Source organism: Thalassospira australica (assembly GCF_044790785.1).
Taxonomy (GTDB): Bacteria; Pseudomonadota; Alphaproteobacteria; order Rhodospirillales; family Thalassospiraceae; genus Thalassospira; species Thalassospira australica_A.
Genome location: NZ_CP085258.1, coordinates 3,171,881 through 3,188,603 on the forward strand (window position 1 = coordinate 3,171,881; position 16,723 = coordinate 3,188,603).

Consider the following 16,723-nt stretch of genomic DNA (forward strand, 5'->3'; position numbering starts at 1 on the left):
TCCCCCTACTTCTTTTTCTTGAACATGTGCAGCATGCGCTGTGCGACGATGAAACCGCCAAAGATGTTGACCGACGCCAGCACCACGGCAATGAAGCCCATCGCCTTGGACAGGTTCATATCAATCGGGCCGGCCGCCAGAAGCGCACCAACAATGATCACCGATGAAATGGCATTGGTCACCGCCATCAGCGGCGAATGAAGGGCCGGGGTGACTTTCCACACGACGTAATAGCCAACGAAGCAGGCCAGAACAAACACCGTCAGGCCAAGCACCGTCGGGCTGACACCGCTTGTATGGACAACCGTGGTTGCCGAACTGGCCATATCGCCCGCCTGATTTGCGAGGCTATCGGCAAGCTTTGCAGCCTTTTCGGCCAGACCAAGGGCCGCATCACGCAGCTCGTTTGCGTTCTCGGCGGCATTCTGGGCCGCATTTTGGGTTACGGATTGATCAGCCATTTGCGACCTCCTCACCACCGAATTTCGGATGAACAACCTTGCCATCGCGCGTCAGCATGGTTTCGGCAATAATCTGGTCTTCGGCATTGAAAGCCAGCGTGCCCTTTTCCTTGTCAACAGACAGCGTGATGAAATTCAACAGGTTCTTGGCATACATTGCCGTTGCATCGGTTGCGACGGAACTGGTGATGTTTTCCGGGCCAATGATTTTGACACCATTGGCGGTAATAACCATTTCACCAAGTTTCGCCCCGGCAACGTTGCCACCGCGTTCGGCAGCAAGATCAATGATGACCGATCCCGGCTTCATGCCCGCGACCATATCGGCGGTAACGATTTCCGGTGCCGGACGGCCCGGAATCAATGCCGTGGTGATGACGATATCGGTCTTTGCCAGAACTTCCTTAAGCTTGGCAGCCTGTTTGGCCTTGTATTCGTCCGACATTTCCTTGGCATAACCGCCTGCGGTTTCGCCGTCGGCATCATCGTCTTCGACCTCGATAAACGTCCCGCCAAGCGACTGAACTTGTTCCTTGACTGCCGGGCGCACATCAAACGCGGAAACCACCGCACCAAGGCGCTTGGCGGTCGCAATCGCCTGAAGCCCGGCAACACCGGCCCCGACGATAACAACACGTGCCGGCGGCAATGTCCCGGCGGCGGTCATCATCATCGGATAAATCCGGCCGAATTCATGGGCGGCATCAAGCACGGCACGATACCCGGCCAGGTTGGATTGCGACGACAGCACATCCATCGACTGGGCACGTGAAATGCGCGGCATCAGTTCCATCGCAAAGGACGAAACCCCCGCCGCCGCCATTTTTTCAACAAGATCCTTGCGATCATAAGGATCAAGCAAGGCAATGACAGCTGCACCCTTTTTATAGGCAGCCAGCTCGTCGGTTTTGCCATCAACAACCGGTGGGCGCACCTTCAGGATCACGTCCGCATCCTTGACGGTGGTTTTCATCGTTTTGACAATGGTCGCACCGGCATCGGCAAAGCGATCATCCGGTATGGCGGCGCTAATTCCGGCACCAGCTTCGATTGCAACGTCAAACCCAAGACCAATCAGTTTCTTGACGGTGTCTGGCGTAACGGCAACGCGCTTTTCCCCGGGCCATATTTCCTTTGGAACGGCCAGTTTCATCGCGTTCAACCTCCTTCCCTACAATTATGAATAAGCACGGCATTTTTTGTTTTTATAAAACGCGGTCCGCGTCCGGTGCCTGCGCATCAGACTGGCCACGATTACCCTTGCCCGGCAAGAAAAAAGGCGGTTCTTCCGCTTTAACAGAAGAAACCGCCCGCTTTCCCACCACGCATTCCGAGGCAAAAGCCTTGGTGACAAGTCAGGTCCCACCCGCCATTGGTGCTCAGGACAAACAATCAATGACGCCCTGCCTTGTCTGCGTTGGGTGCAAGATGCGATTTCTTCCGGCCTGCGACAACATCAAAACCCTATAAAAAATCAATTTAACTTAATTTTGGTTCATATTTTACTAGATCATATATGTGCGAATTTCCGCACATATTATTTCCACCCTGTAACAGGTCCTTATCCTGAACAGATAAATTAATCCGTTGAATTACAGCAGTTTCCCCTATTTTCAGCCATCGTTGAAAGTGAATATTAATTGACAAACACACCCTCAGGCTTTCACCAAACTTGCCCGGATGCAAGCAGAGAAAGGAAAAACTTTTCTGAATTCCCAGGGGTTCAAATCAGGAGATTTTGCATAAAGCCGATGAAAAATGCTCGCACAAAGGCAATTTGATCAGCCTTGATCAAACATATCAGGCGCATTCCTCGTCGATTCTGTGCGATCAGATGCGTAAAATTAAATTCGAAAACAGGGAAACCGGATCAGTTTTCGGGGCGATCCAGCCCGACCTCGTCAAGGGCGGCTTGCTGATTGCGGGTCAGGGCATCAAGATTGAAGTCGCCGACCAGATCGTTGAATATCTGATACCAGTTCAGATGCGCATCAAGACGCAGGAACACCGCGCCAAGCCCAACGGCGGCCCGATCCACCAGAACAAATTCACGCGGCGGCTTGACCCCGCCGACGCGGCGCAATTCCCGATGCACCCTTCCCGCAACTTCGGCGCCATAGGCCACCGAATTGGTTTCATCCATCCGGCGTTCACGATCATCAAGGATCGGGCCATACACAAAACCGGCCCAGATATTGAGCACATCAATCAGCTCTCGCGACGGATTCTCAAATCCCCAGCTTTGATAGGCATGAACCGCCCTTTCCTCGTCCTTGTCCCGCAGCGCCTCATAAAGCGTGATCACCGCATTGACGAACTCGGGCTGGAAAATACGGATGCAGCCGAAATCAAGCAGATTGACCGACAGATCATCGCGCAGTGAATAGTTCCCCAGATGCGGATCGCCATGGATCACGCCATAACGATAAAATGGCACATACCAGGCGCGAAACATATTCAGGGCAACCTGATTGCGCGCTTCCTGTGATGGACCGCCATCAAGGAATTTCTGGAATTTCTGCCCGGTCTGCCATGTCATGGTCAGAAGCCGCTTGGTCGTAAGGTCCAGAACCGGTTCGGGCACATGCACGCAATCCTCCGTCGTCAGCATGTGGCGATACAGCTGCATGTTGCGGGCTTCGCGCTCGTAATCAAGTTCCTCGCGCAGGCGTGCCGTCAGTTCCAGCTGGATGTTTTCGGCATCAATCGCACTGTCATACCGGCGATAAATCGCAAAAGCGGCGCGAAGCTGTTTAAGGTCGGCCTCGACCGTTGCCGACATATCGGGATATTGCAGCTTGCAGGCGACCTCGCGGCCATCGTCAAGTGTCGCACGATGAACCTGACCGAGTGACGCAGCGGCAACCGCGTCATGGCTGAAATCCCCAAACCTTTCCTGCCATCCCGCCCCCAGTTCGGTGCGCATCCGGCGTTTGACAAACAACCACCCCATACTTGGCGCATCGGCCTGAAGCGTCGCCAGCGCCTGGGTATATTCCTTGGGCAGGGCATCGGGGATGGTCGACAGGATTTGCGCGACCTTCATCAACGGGCCTTTAAGCCCGCCCAACGCAGATGTCAGTTCGGCAGCATATTTCGCATGATCAATATCGCCGCCGAACATTTTTCCCGTGGCAAGGCGCGCGGCCAGCTTCCCGGCCGACGCCCCGACCTTCGCATAACGACGAACCCGCCCGCCGAACCGATTGCTCTCGTTAGGGGCGGTAAAATCTTCGTCGTTATCGTTCATATCAGGAAAGTTCCTCCAACTCGTCGATCATGCGTTTGATCATGTTAAGGCCGCGCTGCCAGAATGCCGGATCGGAGGCATCCAGACCGAACGGTGCCAGCAATTCCTGATGGCGTTTGGTGCCACCGGCTTTCAGCATCTCGAAATATTTCTGCTGGAAGCCGTCTTCGGCATTTTCATAAACGTCATACAGCGAATTCACGAGGCAATCGCCAAACGCATAGGCGTAAACATAGAACGGCGAATGGATGAAATGCGGGATATAGGACCAGTAATATTTGTACTCGTCCTCGTACCGGATTGCGTCACCCAGGCTTTCATGTTGTACGGCAAGCCAGATCTCGCAGATCTCATCGACCGTCAACTCCCCTTCGCGGCGCTTGGTATGAACGCGTTTCTCAAATTCAAAGAACGCGATCTGGCGCACGACGGTGTTGAGCATATCCTCGACCTTGCCGGCCAGCATGATACGCTTCATCTTCGGATCTGTTTCCGCCCGCAGCATCGACTGGAAGGTCAGCATTTCACCGAAAACAGACGCGGTTTCCGCAAGTGTCAGCGGCGTATCGGACAGGAAATAGCCCTGCTCCCCGGCAAGAACCTGATGAACCCCGTGGCCAAGTTCATGCGCCAGCGTCATCACATCGCGCGTTTTGCCGTGATAGTTCAGCAGAAGGTACGGGTGGGCTGACGGTACGGTCGGATGGGCAAAGGCCCCCGATGATTTACCGGGGCGCGGCGGCACATCAATCCACGGATTATCAAAGAATTTCTGACCGACTTCGGCAAGCTCGGGTGAAAATTCGCCATATGCTTTAAGAACCGTTTTGCGTGCGGTATCCCAATCGATATGGCGATCATCATCATCGGGAAGTGGCGCGTTACGATCCCAGTAATCAAGCTGATCAACGCCAAACCATTTGGCTTTGAGCCGGTAATAACGATGCGACAGATCGGCATGGCTGCTGGCAACCGCAGAATTAAGTGCTTCGACCACATCGTCTTCAACCTGGTTGGACAGGTTGCGCGCCGATACGGGGGTTGCGAATTTACGCAACCGGTCGTCAATTTCCTTGTCCTTGGCCAGCGTATTGGTGATATGGGCCAGAAGCTTTATATTTTTGCCCAGCACATCGCCAATCGACTTTGCCGCTGCCTTGCGTTCCGCCACCTTGGTCGAGGACAGCATATTGGCGACATCCGACATGGTCAGTTCTTCGCCATTCATCGGGAAACGCAGATCAGCCATCGTCTGATCGAACAGACGCACCCATGCACTTGAACCGGCAACACGGCGTTCATGCAGAACCTGCTCGACCTCGTCCGAAAGTTGATGCGGACGGAAAGCACGGTTTTCATCAAGCCACGGGCGATAGCGGCGAAGGGCGGCACTTTCGTTATATTTTGTCGAAAGCACGTCTTCCTCGATCCGGTTGATTTCAAGCCCGAAGAACAGCGACAGGCTTGAAATGCTGGTCATTTCTTCCTGAACGGACTGATAGAACTGGCCAATCGCGGCGTCCGAGCTATCGCCCGCATAAAGCAACTGTGCAAACGATCCGATCCGGCCACAAATTTCGCTGACGGCTTCGTATTCGGCAATTGCGGCAGCAAGTTCATCGCCCGAAAGACCGGCAAGTTTGCCCTGATAGGTTTTCTGGAAGGCGTCTGAGCGGGATTTGGCATTATCAAGATCGCGCCGGATGGCCGGGTCTTTGGGATCGTTATAGAGATCGGTCAGATCCCAGGTCGGCAAATTCTTGTCGATCGCGTTCATTTGTCCTCCAGACAGTCGATTATGCAATCGGACCTTGTCAGTCCGAAACATCCATGCCCCGATATATGATGACCGGGCAGGCTGCGCCAGTGCCGATCACGGCTTTGTATTTCATCTCTCATAAATCAGGGCGAATTTCCCGATGAACATAGCGTTTTGCAACCGGCTTGTGAAATCGCTAACATCAATGGATATCAACGAATTTTTCCAATGATGTGAAGTCGGACGCATTTGAGGGAACCAAACATCATTTTCCGGCTGCGTAACGAAGCAATCCCTGCTAACAAAAGCGATCAGGTTAAAACCTGAACGGTGGCACAAAGATCAGCGTATGAAGACAAGAGAACCGATAACAGGGCAAGGAAGCGTCATGACGAATTTGCAGGATTATGCCGATTGGCAGAACTTGCCGTCGATGTTTTTCAAACAGGCTGAAAAATACGGGGATGCACCGTTCTTGTGGACCAAGGATGGTGAGACGGACGAATTTGTCCCGACCAGCTGGAATGACGCAGCCGATCAGGTGCGCGCATTGGCGCGTTCGTTATATAAAACCGGCGTTCGCCCCGGTGACAGGGTTTTGCTAGTATCGGAAAACCGCACCGAATGGGGCATTGCCGATCTGGCGATCATGTGTGTTGGCGCGCTTACCGTTCCCGCCTATACCACCAATACCGAACGCGACCATCTGCACGCGATCGAGGATAGCGGTGCGGGCATTGCCATTATCTCGACCAAAAAACTCGCCCAGCCGTTCCTGCATGCCGCCCTTGATAGCGGGCGCTGCCGCCATGCGATCATGATGGAAGACTGGGGCCAAAGCTTTGTTGGCGATATCACCATCACCCGTTGGGAAGATATGATTTCGCAGGGGCGCGGACTAACCGATGATATTGATGCATGGGTTGCCAATATTGAACGCGATCAGCTTGCCTGCCTGATATATACATCGGGCACCGGTGGCGCGCCCAAGGGCGTTATGCTTAGCCACGGGGCGATTTTGTCAAACTGCATGGGGGCGTTCGACATCATCGAAACGCTGGGCATCGAGGAAGAAGTCTTTTTGTCCTTTCTGCCCTTGTCCCATTCCTATGAACATACGGCGGGCCTTTACTTCCCGATGAGCATCGGTGCGCAGGTTTATTACGCCGAAAGCCTTGATAAACTTGCCGCAAACCTTGCCGAGGTCCGTCCGACCATCATGACGGCTGTACCGCGCCTTTACGAAATGCTCTATCAACGCATGAGCCGCATGGTCGAAAAAGAAGGCGGCTTCAAACAGAAATTGTTTAACCTGACACTCAAGCTTGGTCGCAAAACTTACGAAAAAGAACCCCTCAGCCTGATCGAAAAAATCCAGAACTTCGTCTGCGAAATTCTTCTGCGCCGCAAATTGCGTCAGCGTTTCGGCGGCCGGATCAAGGCCATGGTATCGGGTGGCGGTCCGCTTAACTACGAACTTGGCGTTCTGTTTGTTTCGTGTGGCATTCGTATCCTTCAGGGATATGGCCAAACCGAATTTGCCCCGGTCGTGTCGTGCAACCGTGCCGAAAACAACAAATTGCGTACTGTTGGCCCACCGATGGTCGGGGCCGAGGCGAAAATCGCCGATGACGGCGAAATCCTGCTGCGCGGCGAAAGCATGATGAAGGGGTACTGGAACCTGCCCGAAGTCACCGCAACCACTATCATTGATGGCTGGCTGCATACCGGTGATATCGGCAAGTTTGACGAGGAAGGCAGCCTTGTCATCACGGACCGCAAAAAGGATATCATCGTCAATTCCGGTGGCGACAATATCTCGCCCCAGCGGATCGAGGGCCTTCTGACGCTGGAAACCGAAATTTCCCAGGCTATGGTTTACGGCGACGACAAACCCTATCTGGTTGCCGTGCTGTGGCCGGACGAAGATTTCATGCGCGAATTCGCCAAGGAAAACGGGATCGAAAACAATATCGATGCCCTTGGCGAGAACGAGGAATTCCGCAAGAAAATCCGGGCTGCTGTCGATCACGTCAACGGGCGCTTGTCAACGATTGAAAAGGTCCGAAGCTTTACCTTCGCCGAAAGCCCCTTCTCGATTGACAATGAAATGCTGACTCCCTCAATGAAAATCCGCCGCCACAAGATCCGCGCAGCCTATGTCGCAGCCCTTGACGCCCTTTATCAGCGCAAACGCGGCGGACAGTAATCCGGACCGATGACAAATCATTCGGGGAACAAACCAGACCTGACCCTGATCCGGGGCCTTCCCGGATCAGGCAAATCGACCCTTGCTGGAATGATTTGCGAAAAAACCGGCGCAATCCATCTGGAAGCTGATCAGTTCATGGTCGACCGTTACGGGAATTACCGGTTTGATGGCCGCAAACTGCGTGACGTGCACGCGCGCTGCGAAGTCGAATGCAACGGGCATCTGTCGGTCGGGCAAAGTGTTGTTGTTTCCAACACATTCAGCGAAATCTGGGAAATGCAGGCCTATCTCGACATGGCGGAACGCCACCATGCCGCATTGCAGATCATTGAATGCCATGGACGATTTGGCAATGTCCACGGCGTCCCCGATGATAAAATCAATGCCATGCGCAAACGCTGGCAACAGCTTCCCGAACGTTATAGCTAAGCCGTTCAGTTCACGGTCGAAAAGACCTTTTTCAGGACATCGGTGGTCCAGCGCGCCGGATCGTTCCGAATATCGGCTTCCTGTTTTGCGATGTAATAAAACAGGCCATCCATCGCCTTGTTGGTGGCGTGATCGGAAAGCGATGCCTTGATATCGGGCACCATCGGCAATGTATCGTACTGCCCCATCATCTGATCATATAATTGCAACGCGCCGGTTTCGGCCAATGCGTCGCCAATCACCGGTCTTAATCTGTTTTCGATGTCCCCGCCCGATACACGGCGCAGATATTTTGTCGCGGCATCTTCCGGCCCGTCCAGGATGCCTTTGGCGTCTTCAAGCGTCATCCGGCTGACAGCATCAACCAGAATTTCGCCAGCATCCTGCATGGTTTGTTCCGCCGCACGGTTCATTCGCAATTCGATTTCCTCGCCATAACTGCCAAGCCCGGCGGCACTTAACAATGATTGCGCATGTTTCACACTATCGGGCAGCGGAATATGCGCCACCGGATCGGCATTGAAACCGTCGGTCACGCCAAGATCGGTGGTGACAACCTCGACACCTTTATCAAGCGCCTGACGCAGGGCATCGGAAACCGTTTCATCAGAAAGCCCGGCCATCGACGCCGAACTGCCGCCCGATCCGCTGCCTGTCGAGTTCCTTGTCACGCTGCCAAGTGCTTCCTTGGCCTTGTCAAAAAAGGATTGCGCGGATGCATCGACCGATATTCCGGCCATCAGGGCCAGAAACGACGCAGACATAATCAGGCGGGTAAAGGTTTTGGATTTGGGTGGCAGTGACGGCATCGATGTCCCCTTGGCTTTGGTATTTTCATCATCCTGCAGGCAGATCATGGCCTTGAAAAGACAAAACCCCGATCAGGGACCGGGGTTTTGCAAGATTTCAAATCTGCGATGATCAGTCGACCAGTTCGACCTTCTTTCCGTTCAGAAGTAACTGACCGCCTTCAGCAGAAACCGGGATGGTATCGCCATCCTTGATCCCGCCTTCAAGTATCTGCATCGCCAGCGGGTTTTGAAGATACCGTTGAACCACCCGTTTAAGCGGGCGCGCACCATAGACCGGGTCATACCCCTTATCGGCAAGCCAGCTTTTGGCGAACTCGTCGAGCTGCAGGGTGATCTTGCGATCAAACAGCAGCTTTTCAAGTCGACCCAACTGGATATCGACAATCGTATCCATCTGGGCACGTTTCAGACGATGGAACAGAAGAACTTCGTCCAGCCGGTTCAGGAACTCCGGACGGAACGATGCCCGCACGACTTCCATCACCTGGCTGCGCAATTCGCTGCTGTCATGACCTTCTTCCTGACTGGCCAGAATGTCGGCCCCCAGGTTCGAGGTCAGGATGATCAGCGTATTGCGGAAGTCGACTGTGCGTCCCTGCCCATCGGTCAAACGACCTTCATCCAGAACCTGCAACAGAACGTTGAACACATCGGGGTGGGCTTTTTCGACCTCGTCAAACAGCACCACCTGATACGGACGACGCCGTACTGCCTCGGTCAACGATCCGCCTTCCTCGTACCCGACATAGCCCGGAGGCGCACCGATCAAACGGGCTACCGCATGCTTTTCCATGAATTCCGACATATCGATGCGGACCATGGCCTGTTCATCGTCAAACAGGAACTGCGCAAGCGCCTTGGTCAGTTCCGTTTTACCAACCCCCGTCGGGCCAAGGAACAGGAACGATCCCATCGGCCGGTTCGGGTCCTGCAACCCGGCACGGGCACGTCGTACCGCGTTCGAGATCGACCGAACAGCTTCATCCTGACCGACAACGCGTTTGCGCAGGATATCTTCCATCCCAAGCAACTTTTCACGTTCGCCTTCCAGCATCTTGTCAACCGGGATACCCGTCCAGCGCGACACGACCGAAGCAATGTGCTTTTCAGTCACGGCTTCTTCTTTCATGCCGTCGGCCTGATCGTCTTCAGCCTTTTCAAGCAACCGTTCCAATGCCGGGATTTCTTCGTATTGAAGCTGTCCCGCACGGTCGAGCCGCCCGTCACGCATCGCGCGTTCAAGTTCGCCGCGTGCCTGATCAAGCTGTTCCTTGATATGGGTCGATGCCGCCAGTTCCTTTTTCTGGGCTTCCCATTTCGCGGTCAGTTCCGCCGATTTTCCTTCAAGTTCGGCCAGTTCCTTGTCAAGACGGCCAAGGCGATCTTTCGATGCCCGGTCTTCTTCTTTCTTCAAGGCTTCTCGCTCGATCTTCAGCTGGATGATGCGGCGATCAAGTTCGTCGATTTCCTCGGGCTTTGAGTCAAGTTCCATTCGAAGGCGCGAAGCCGACTCATCCATAAGGTCAATCGCCTTATCAGGCAGGAAACGATCCGTGATGTACCGGTTCGAAAGCGTTGCCGCCGCAACCAGCGCATTATCGGCAATTCGCACACCGTGATGGAGTTCGTATTTTTCCTTGATGCCGCGCAGAATGGAAACCGTATCGGAAACGCTGGGTTCTGAGACAAAGACCGGCTGGAAACGACGGGCAAGCGCCGCGTCTTTTTCAATATGCTGCCGGTATTCGTCCAAGGTCGTTGCCCCGACGCAGTGAAGCTCGCCGCGCGCCAGTGCCGGTTTCAGAAGGTTCGACGCATCCATCGACCCCTCGGCCTTTCCGGCCCCGACCAGCGTGTGCAATTCGTCAATGAACAGAACAATCTGTCCTGCTTCGGCCTCGATCTCGGACATCACCGCTTTCAGGCGTTCCTCAAATTCGCCGCGGAACTTGGCACCGGCAATCAGCGCCCCAAGATCAAGCGACAGAAGTTTCTTGTCCTTAAGCGTTTCGGGCACGTCACCCTTGACGATGCGCAATGCCAGACCTTCGGCAATCGCGGTTTTACCAACGCCGGGTTCGCCAATCAGAACCGGGTTGTTTTTGGTCCGGCGCGACAGGACCTGTATGGCGCGGCGAATTTCCTCGTCGCGACCAATCACCGGGTCAAGCTTGCCTTCACGTGCTGCAGCCGTCAGATCACGCGCATATTTCTTAAGCGCATCATACTGGCTTTCCGCACCGGCACTATCGGCAGTACGGCCTTTACGGACGTCATTGATAGCACCATTAAGCGCCTGCGCGGTAACGCCCGCATCGGCCAGGACCTTGCCCGCAACCGATTTTGGATCAAGTGCAATGGTCAAAAGCAGCCGTTCAGCAGTGACATAGCTGTCACCCGCCTTCTTGGCGACTTCCTGTGCCTGATCAATCAACCGGGCAAAGTCGGACGACAGATAAATCTGGCCATTGCCGCCCGATACCTTGGGCAGTTTCGCCAATTCCTGTGCACAGCGATCCTGTGCCATTTTGGGCTTTCCGCCCGCTGCCTTGATAAGATTGGCTGCCAGACCTTCTTCGTCGTCAAGCAGCACTTTCAGAAGATGGATCGGCACAAATTGCTGATGGTTTTCACGCAGCGCCAATGATTGCGCGGCCTGAAGGAACCCTTTGGACCGGTCCGTAAACTTTTCGAATTCCATGCCTGTCACTCCTTGAGCCAACAGTATCGTAACATGCGGACCTTCTTGGAAGCATCCGCGACCTTAAGTGGTTTTGTCCGCAATAGAAATTATCAATCTTTCCATTGTTGACGTCTTTGATATGTCTCAGTTCCCGGCCATCGCAAGACGATACCCCTACAAAAGTTGCAAGAATTAATTGTGCGCCGCACCACCATTTTCTGGCATCATTCAAGATTGCGACGAAAAGCATTGTCATTCCTGTCAAACCTGTTGCCCGGCGCGGTACAGGAAATCTTGCCCTTGGGAATACAAGGCATTAACGTCGCCACTTGTTTTATTTTGGCCTTCTTATCGGCCCGACCCGTTTGCCGATACGTAATTGCGCCCCACAGGATCGAATGCCATGACTGTCCAGCTTGAAGCCATCAAACGTTATCCCGTCAAAGGGCTACGCGGCATCGAAATGCCCAAGGCCGAAATCACCGCGCAGAAGATGCTGCAAGATGATCGCCGTTTCATCATCGCAACCCAGTCTTCGGTCGGACAGGACGGTGTGCATGAATGGGCGCGCAAAAGCAATTTCCTGCAACTGGTTAACACGCCCAAGCTGGCCGAACTTGGCATCGAATATGACGATGCAACCACGACGTTGGCAATCCTTCGCAATGGTCGCGTGATCTGCAAAGGCAATCTTGAAGACAAGATGGGCCGCACCGTGGTCGAGGATTTCCTGAAGGCGTTTCTCAAAAACGATATCGCCGGAACACCCAAAATCTATTCGGTGCCCGATGTCAGCTTCGGCGACATGAAGGAACCCTATATCTCGGTGCTTAACCTGGCTTCGATCCGCGATTTCGCCGACCGCGTTGTTCAGAAAGAAGTCGACCCGATGCGGTTCCGCGGCAATCTGCTGATTGACGGGCTTGAACCATGGGCTGAACTGAAATGGGAAGAAGGTCAGATCATTCAGATTAACGGTGTTGATTTCCGCGTCATTCATCCGATCACGCGCTGCAAGGCAACCAGCATCAATCCCGGCACGGCGGAGTCTGACATCAATGTGCCGCTGCTGCTGCGCAAGGGCCTGAACCATCTTTATATGGGGGTCTATGTCGAGGCAGTCGGGTCAGGCACGATCCAGCCCGGCGACGAAATCACCGTTACCCAAGGTTGATGGCTGACGTCTGAAAGACAGCAAGCATTCCCCGACCACCGCTAGCTGAAGGTCGGGGCATGGACGGCCATTCCCTGAAACATGTCATCGTGATACCAGTCGATCCGGTATGCCCGGATCGGCGGAACACCCTTGCGAAACAGGATTTGCTCCTCGTCCGGAAAACGTGCGACCTCGGTTGACCGCAAGATTGCCTGATTATCCTGCGGACGCAGATGCACCGGCCTGTCACCACTGACACCGCCGCCGGTATCGTCAAACCGCGACATCGCGGTTAAACCCGCAACCCAATCAAGATTGAATGCGCCGTCCTGGCTAAGCACGGAAATCGCATCGGCCCGCCCCACAACATTTTCCCAGTTCAGGCAAACATCCATAAGGCCGCTGACCCCGGAAAAGCACGGCCAGATAATCATACCATCGCCAAGCCCGCCGCCCAGAAGCCGTTCAAACAGGGGCATACGTCCGACGGCTTCAATCCCGTCAAGCAGCACCAGAAATTCCGCGTCCCCGCTTTTCCATTCCCGGCGCGCAATCAATTGCATCATTGCACCAATTATCACCCGGCTGAATGCTGTCTGGGGATCGGGCGTTTCGCCGCCCATCTGTCCGATTATGAAAATCGATACCGGACGACCGATCAGATCATCGACGCCAAACGTGCTGTTGTTGATCATGCGGGCAATCGAAGGATTGTCAAAATCGGCGGTCGCCATGCGGCACGCTTCGATAATTGCCATGCGCTGATTTTCTGTCATGTCAAGGATCGTCAGGGCAATATCGGAAATCCTGCCATCGGCAGACTCGACCCCCATCAGTTCCTCAAGGATTTTATAGAACCGGTGTGATGGCATAACCAGATTGCGCCGAACCTCGACAAGGCTCCTGTTTTCCTTAAGGCTTTTTTGCATCGTATAAACGATGAAGCCCTGCAAAAGGGTGCGGGCTGCGCGTGTTTCCTGTTCATCAAGCTCCTGAACAAAAGCCGGGGCAAGCAAAGTATCAGCAATCAGCCCCGCATCCGCGATCAATCCCTCGCCCTGCTGGCGCATGAAGTCACAGGGGTTGAAATGATCACTTTCCGCGCCTGCCTGGCCATGCGGATCAAGCAGAATGACCCGTTGCCCCATCTTTTTGCGGCGATCCTGAACGGCACGGTAAATGCTGCCATAACGCTCATAAACAAACAGGCCACCGGTATGCAGCAGGGCATTGGGTTCCGCCGAGGCTCGATAATATTCTTCGGGCTTGCTCGCAAATGTGATCACCCGGCGCAGCCCTGTCGCCCCGATCACACGCTTTTCCGGTCCCCAACGCCCCAAAACGATCGACGGTTTGGGATCCAGCAATTTACGCCCGTCAAGATCCTCCACCTTGGCCCACTGGCCTTCGGCCTTCATTCTTGCCGCCTGCATCGGTGAAACGGATTGTTTTTTCTTGGATGGCGCAGATTGCATGCGATTAAGCATGATTACAATCAGCGGCAAAAACATCGGGATGATGAAACAGACCGCCCCCAGCAAAGCCAGTTCATAATCACCATTGAAAACCCCAAGCGCCACGACCATCCCGCCGAGCGCCCATAACAGCACCATGATGACCCGGAACAACCCAGTTCCCATCATCTCCCCCCAAATATGTTTGCCCGTCTTGAAGCGAAGCGACCCCGTTGCATGTGAATGCCTTTCGTTCCGCCAGCAGGCCCTGCTGCCATCAAGTGATAGCAGCTAAAATCGGCAGTTGCACCATATTACCTATTTATGGATTCAGGGTTTCACATCAAGAAGTCCAATTGACAGAATGCCGAATAATCAGGCGGCAAAACAGCAATCCAGAAACAACAAACCCCGCAGGATTTCTCCGACGGGGTCTGTTGTAATCGATAGAAGGCCGGTAATCAGGCGGAAACCGGTTCCGCAGATTTATCTTCGCTTGTGCCTTCTTCACCGTCTTCATCGCGCCCGGCAGCACGGCTGCGGCCACGGCGCGCTGTCGGATGCCGGCCACGTGTGCGGCTGGTTCCCGCAGCACTTTTGCGCGGTTTCTTTTCTTCACCATCTGCCGAAGTATCGGCATCGGCATTGTCGGCTGGCGCAATATCCAAAGACGGCTGTTCACTGTCCTCGGCAGCCGCCCTGGCCGGACGACCACGCACTGGCGCGGCACGACGGGCACGCGGAGTGCGTTTTACCGGAGCAGTATCGCCATCGTTGTTATCCGGAACAGATGCAGAAGCAGCAGCTTCGTTGACATCGGCAGAATTGCTACCGGCATCATCTGCATGATTGTTCGACGAAGCAGCAACATCATCCTGATTTACAGCATTGTCGTTGCCATTGTCGCCATTCTGGTTTTCGCCGCGCTCGTCACGGTTCGGACGATTATTGCCCCGGTCATTCCGATCGTTGCGGTCATTACGCTGCGGGCGCGGGGCATTGCTGTCACCACGCTCTTCGCGACGCTGGTTTTCCCAGTCAATAGCTGCCTGAAGAATACGATGATAATGTTCCGCATGCTGGTAATAGTTTTCAGCCAGAACCGGATCGTCAGTGCAATCCTTGGCCAGCGAAACATATTTTTCGTAAACTTGCTGGGCGTTTCCACGAACGCGCCCGTCCGGACCGTTACTGTCAAAAGTCTGAAATTTTGGATTTACAGGACGTTTATTCGGCTGCGGACGTCCGCGCGGACGCTTGTTATTGCTATTGTTGTTGTTGTTATTTCTCATATCAACATGTCTTTGGTGTTGAAGGACAAATCCGGATTCATCAAGGAATCCCGGAACCACTCCGTCTGAAAAACATATTTCCCGCTAAACAGTACCGATCAAACGGCACTACGACAAACCCACCGTATACCTTAAAGGAGCGGAGATTTATTACTGTTTACAGGGGAACACGGCGCTTTCAAAGCGCGTCGGGCACCCGGCCCGTAAGAACCAACCTATATGGCTTGTCGCCTTATTCCAACTGTTTTTTTCAATGCGTGCGTTTTTTTTGCAATGGCATTGCCGATTGATCAGATCACACAACGCCCGACCGAGCAGCGGGTCTTTTTCGCGGCAACGCAACGTACAATCCCACCAAGATCCTCTCGATATTCAATACCGACAAATCCGGCCTCGACCAGAAGGCGGGAAACGTCTTTTTCCTGCCCTTGCCCGATTTCAAAAATCACAAACCCGGCCGGTTTGACGAGGGAAAATGCCACCTGTGACAAAATCCGATACGCACCCAGCCCGTCCCCCTCATCGGTCAGGGCCAGACGCGGATCATACTGTCGCACTTCGGGCGAAAGCTTTTCCATGTCGGCCTGCGTGATATAGGGCGGGTTCGACACTATCAGGTCAAACCCGGCCTTGCGCTCCGCATCCGTAATCGCGCTGTCCCAGTCCGACACACGAAATTCAACCTGATCGGCAAGACCAAGGCGATTGGCATTCTCACGCGCACAGGTCACGGCACCTTCGCTGATATCGATGCCAAGCCCGCTTGCCTTTTGCAGATCGCCAATGATCGACAGCAAAAGGCACCCGGTGCCTGTCCCGAAATCAAGAACCGTCGGTGCATTGGCATCTTCAAGCCAGTCCAGCGCCAGTTCGACAATCGTTTCGCTGTCGGGGCGGGGATCAAGCGTTTCGGGCGAAAGCCTGAAACTGTGACGCCAGAAATCCCGCTGCCCCAGAATACGCGATACCGGTTCATGTTTCAGACGGCGCGCGACCATACTGCGGAATGTTTTGGCCTTGTCCATCGTAACCGTATCTTCGGGCCATGCGGCGATACGGCTGCCATCAACACCGGCGGCATCGGACAAAAGAATACGGGCATCCATTCGCGCATTTTCAATACCGGCATCACGCAATGCGGCAACGGCCTCGGTCATCAGGGTACCAAGGGTTACCGAATTGTCTGTCGTGGTGGCATCGTCTGCCGTCATCAGA

Annotated in this window: 12 protein-coding genes; 3 read left to right on the forward strand and 9 right to left on the reverse strand. The window is 54.2% G+C overall.

What is annotated here, in order from left to right; translation table 11 throughout:
• Nucleotides 1-5: 5 nt before the first annotated feature.
• From LG297_RS14890 to LG297_RS14905, 4 genes are all read right to left on the reverse strand, one after another.
• Nucleotides 6-461: an NAD(P) transhydrogenase subunit alpha gene (locus tag LG297_RS14890; RefSeq protein WP_114094843.1), complete on the reverse strand. Its 456-nt coding sequence runs from the start codon at nucleotides 459-461 to the stop codon at nucleotides 6-8.
• Nucleotides 454-1,614 carry a Re/Si-specific NAD(P)(+) transhydrogenase subunit alpha gene (locus LG297_RS14895; protein WP_404421576.1) on the reverse strand — a complete coding sequence of 387 codons (1,161 nt, stop codon included), beginning with the start codon at nucleotides 1,612-1,614 and terminating at the stop codon, nucleotides 454-456. Before LG297_RS14895 ends, LG297_RS14890 begins: the two co-directional genes overlap by 8 nt.
• Nucleotides 1,615-2,331: 717 nt before the next feature.
• Nucleotides 2,332-3,711: an ABC1 kinase family protein gene (locus LG297_RS14900; RefSeq protein ID WP_404421578.1), complete on the reverse strand. Its 1,380-nt coding sequence runs from the start codon at nucleotides 3,709-3,711 to the stop codon at nucleotides 2,332-2,334.
• Between the two features lies 1 nt (nucleotide 3,712).
• Complete coding sequence (locus LG297_RS14905) at nucleotides 3,713-5,488, reverse strand: M3 family oligoendopeptidase (protein ID WP_404421580.1); 1,776 nt, start codon at nucleotides 5,486-5,488, stop codon at nucleotides 3,713-3,715.
• Nucleotides 5,489-5,858: 370 nt separating this feature from the next.
• On the opposite strand from LG297_RS14905, the gene LG297_RS14910 reads away from it, so the two are divergent.
• Both LG297_RS14910 and LG297_RS14915 read left to right on the forward strand, forming a co-directional pair.
• Nucleotides 5,859-7,679 (forward strand): AMP-dependent synthetase/ligase, encoded by a 1,821-nt coding sequence (locus tag LG297_RS14910; RefSeq protein ID WP_404421582.1) that lies wholly within the window; start codon nucleotides 5,859-5,861, stop codon nucleotides 7,677-7,679.
• A 9-nt stretch (nucleotides 7,680-7,688) separates the two neighbouring features.
• Complete coding sequence (locus LG297_RS14915; protein ID WP_404421584.1) at nucleotides 7,689-8,111, forward strand: AAA family ATPase; 423 nt, start codon at nucleotides 7,689-7,691, stop codon at nucleotides 8,109-8,111.
• A 5-nt stretch (nucleotides 8,112-8,116) separates the two neighbouring features.
• Here the strand turns inward: LG297_RS14915 and LG297_RS14920 are convergent, their stop codons facing one another.
• Nucleotides 8,117-8,920 carry a DUF4197 domain-containing protein gene (locus LG297_RS14920; RefSeq protein WP_404421586.1) on the reverse strand — a complete coding sequence of 268 codons (804 nt, stop codon included), beginning with the start codon at nucleotides 8,918-8,920 and terminating at the stop codon, nucleotides 8,117-8,119.
• A 112-nt stretch (nucleotides 8,921-9,032) separates the two neighbouring features.
• The gene (gene clpB, locus LG297_RS14925) at nucleotides 9,033-11,624 is read right to left on the reverse strand and encodes an ATP-dependent chaperone ClpB (RefSeq protein ID WP_404421588.1); all 2,592 of its coding nucleotides are present in this window, start codon (nucleotides 11,622-11,624) and stop codon (nucleotides 9,033-9,035) included.
• Between the two features lie 385 nt (nucleotides 11,625-12,009).
• Between clpB and LG297_RS14930 the strand changes: the two genes are divergently transcribed.
• Nucleotides 12,010-12,780, forward strand: coding sequence for an MOSC domain-containing protein (locus tag LG297_RS14930; protein WP_404421590.1), 771 nt, complete (start codon nucleotides 12,010-12,012; stop codon nucleotides 12,778-12,780).
• 41 nt (nucleotides 12,781-12,821) lie between these two features.
• Here LG297_RS14930 and LG297_RS14935 read toward each other — a convergent pair whose 3' ends face one another.
• The 3 genes from LG297_RS14935 to prmC all read right to left on the reverse strand — a co-directional run bounded on the left by LG297_RS14935 (nucleotide 12,822) and on the right by prmC (nucleotide 16,719).
• The gene (locus tag LG297_RS14935; RefSeq protein ID WP_404421592.1) at nucleotides 12,822-14,402 is read right to left on the reverse strand and encodes a type IV secretory system conjugative DNA transfer family protein; all 1,581 of its coding nucleotides are present in this window, start codon (nucleotides 14,400-14,402) and stop codon (nucleotides 12,822-12,824) included.
• 275 nt (nucleotides 14,403-14,677) lie between these two features.
• Complete coding sequence (locus tag LG297_RS14940) at nucleotides 14,678-15,508, reverse strand: DUF4167 domain-containing protein (RefSeq protein ID WP_404421594.1); 831 nt, start codon at nucleotides 15,506-15,508, stop codon at nucleotides 14,678-14,680.
• Between the two features lie 290 nt (nucleotides 15,509-15,798).
• Entirely contained in the window at nucleotides 15,799-16,719 is a 921-nt protein-coding gene (gene prmC / locus LG297_RS14945) for a peptide chain release factor N(5)-glutamine methyltransferase (protein ID WP_404421596.1), read from the reverse strand.
• Between the last annotated feature and the right edge of the window lie 4 nt (nucleotides 16,720-16,723).

Bases quoted from the DNA above. Each gene is read 5' to 3' on its own strand.
- LG297_RS14930 (WP_404421590.1), top strand. From the start codon at position 12,010: ATGACTGTCCAGCTTGAAGCCATCAAACGTTATCCCGTCAAAGGGCTA.
- LG297_RS14910 (WP_404421582.1), top strand. From the start codon at position 5,859: ATGACGAATTTGCAGGATTATGCCGATTGGCAGAACTTGCCGTCGATG.
- clpB (WP_404421588.1), bottom strand. From the start codon at position 11,624: ATGGAATTCGAAAAGTTTACGGACCGGTCCAAAGGGTTCCTTCAGGCC.
- LG297_RS14890 (WP_114094843.1), bottom strand. From the start codon at position 461: ATGGCTGATCAATCCGTAACCCAAAATGCGGCCCAGAATGCCGCCGAG.
- LG297_RS14905 (WP_404421580.1), bottom strand. From the start codon at position 5,488: ATGAACGCGATCGACAAGAATTTGCCGACCTGGGATCTGACCGATCTC.
- LG297_RS14915 (WP_404421584.1), top strand. From the start codon at position 7,689: ATGACAAATCATTCGGGGAACAAACCAGACCTGACCCTGATCCGGGGC.
- LG297_RS14940 (WP_404421594.1), bottom strand. From the start codon at position 15,508: ATGAGAAATAACAACAACAACAATAGCAATAACAAGCGTCCGCGCGGA.
- LG297_RS14895 (WP_404421576.1), bottom strand. From the start codon at position 1,614: ATGAAACTGGCCGTTCCAAAGGAAATATGGCCCGGGGAAAAGCGCGTT.
- LG297_RS14935 (WP_404421592.1), bottom strand. From the start codon at position 14,402: ATGGGAACTGGGTTGTTCCGGGTCATCATGGTGCTGTTATGGGCGCTC.
- LG297_RS14920 (WP_404421586.1), bottom strand. From the start codon at position 8,920: ATGCCGTCACTGCCACCCAAATCCAAAACCTTTACCCGCCTGATTATG.
- prmC (WP_404421596.1), bottom strand. From the start codon at position 16,719: ATGACGGCAGACGATGCCACCACGACAGACAATTCGGTAACCCTTGGT.
- LG297_RS14900 (WP_404421578.1), bottom strand. From the start codon at position 3,711: ATGAACGATAACGACGAAGATTTTACCGCCCCTAACGAGAGCAATCGG.